2 protein-coding genes are annotated in these 1626 nt (G+C 71.8%); one reads left to right on the top strand and one right to left on the bottom strand.

The genetic code is table 11. The annotated features are described in order from the left end of the window. Positions 1-348, bottom strand: a 348-nt coding sequence (locus ROTAS13_RS24275) for a cation:proton antiporter (RefSeq protein ID WP_171979233.1), incomplete at its 3' end; no start/stop codon positions are given. Between the two features lie 446 nt (positions 349-794). Between ROTAS13_RS24275 and ROTAS13_RS24270 the strand changes: the two genes are divergently transcribed. After that, a partial coding sequence (locus tag ROTAS13_RS24270) for a DUF3991 domain-containing protein (protein WP_253187767.1) occupies positions 795-1626 on the top strand: 832 nt, incomplete at its 3' end.

Below are 1626 nucleotides of genomic sequence, written 5' to 3'. Positions count from 1 at the left end.
CGCCACCGCCACGGCGAGCGGCATCTCCGGCAGGCACCACCGGGCCACGACCGCCACCGCGGCGACGGTGATCCCCACGGCGACCACCGCCAGGGTGACCACGGGTACGAGGTTCTCCCGCAGGTCCCGGGGCGAGGCGTCGAAGGCAGCGTCCAGGAGGACCGGGGCGACGAAGAGAGCCAGGGCCAGTTCCGGATCGATGGAGACCTGCGGCACGCCGGGGATGAAGGCCGCCGCCAGACCACCCAGGGCCAGGATCGCCGGCGCCGGCACGGCCAGCCGCCCCGCCAGGGTCGACAGCAGGGCGGCGGCGAGCAGCAGCCCGATGATGGTCTCGAACAGCGACATAGCCGTCACCCTAAGGTTCGCCCCGGAAGCGGCCAAGGATGCCGTTCGGTCACGCGCGGAGCCACCGGATGAGGCGCCGATCGCCAACACGGGTTCTTCTCCGCGCATCCGTAGCCCATCCCCGCGACGGGGCACCCCTGACGCTGCATCCGGTTCTTCCGGCGGTCGGTTCGGGACCTTACCAGCGGCAACGAAGCTCTGGTGGACCCCCTATCAACGAAGTGGCCGTTCGCACCAGCCTTGCCGACCCTCCGCTTGGTTCGGCAATCGGAGAGGGCCCTGATGCGACAGGCTGTGAGAGAGGGAAGACCGCTACCGCTGGCGACGGCCGCGCGACAAGGGTGCGTCGGCTGGCGCCTCCCGCGCCGGGGCAGGCCCCGGCTGCGCCCTTGTCCCGCGTCCGTCTCGCGGTTGGCGGGTGGAATCCAGGCAGAGGATTCCGGGAGATGAATGATCAGGACGAGGAACTGCAGCGGCTGCGGGAGGGCGTGAACTGCGCCGCCCTGCTGGAACGGCTGCCGCCGCCCTGGAAGCTGGACAAGGCGGAAAGCACCCGGGATTGCCTGAAGTACCGGCGTGGCAAGGGCGAGATCATCATCGTCAACCACGGCGGACGCGGCTGGTGGGATGCCGGGGGAACCGCCAAGGGCGATGTGTTCGGCCTGGTGCGGCACCTCCGCCCCGAGCTGAACTTCGGTCACGTCCGCAAGCTGCTGCGCGAGATGGTCGGTCTGTCCCCCAGCTTTCCCGAGCACGAACGGGTGCGCCCCGGCGTGGAGGGAAGCCTTCCGGCGGCGGAGCGCTGGGCCGCGGCGAAGCCCGTCCGCCCGGGCTCGCGAGCCTGGCGATACCTGACCGATGCCCGGCGCCTGCCGGGCGGCGTGCTTCGGGCGGCCACGGTAGCCGATGCCATCCGGGAGGGGGCCTATGGCACCGTGTGGTTCGCCCATCGTGACGAGACGGGCACCCTGACGGGCTTCGACATGCGCGGTCCGGACTTCCGGGGTTTCGCCAAGGGTGGCGAGAAGACCCTGTTCCGCCTGCCGGGCTGGATCTGCCCGCGGGACGTGCTGCCGCACCGTCTGGCCGTGGCCGAGGCGCCGATCGACGCCCTGAGCCTCGCGGCGGTCGAGCGGCGGCGGACCGACACCCTCTATGTCGCGACCAGCGGCGGCATGGGGCCGGGGACGGTCCGCGCCCTGGACCTCCTGCTGGCCGCCATGGCCGCCCTCCCGGATGCCCGCCTGGCCATCGCGACCGACAACGATCCACCAGGGG

It is taken from the genome of Roseomonas sp. TAS13, from assembly GCF_001950415.1.
Classification (GTDB): Bacteria; Pseudomonadota; Alphaproteobacteria; order Acetobacterales; family Acetobacteraceae; genus Roseomonas; species Roseomonas mucosa.
This window is presented reverse-complemented; position numbering and strand designations above follow the sequence as displayed.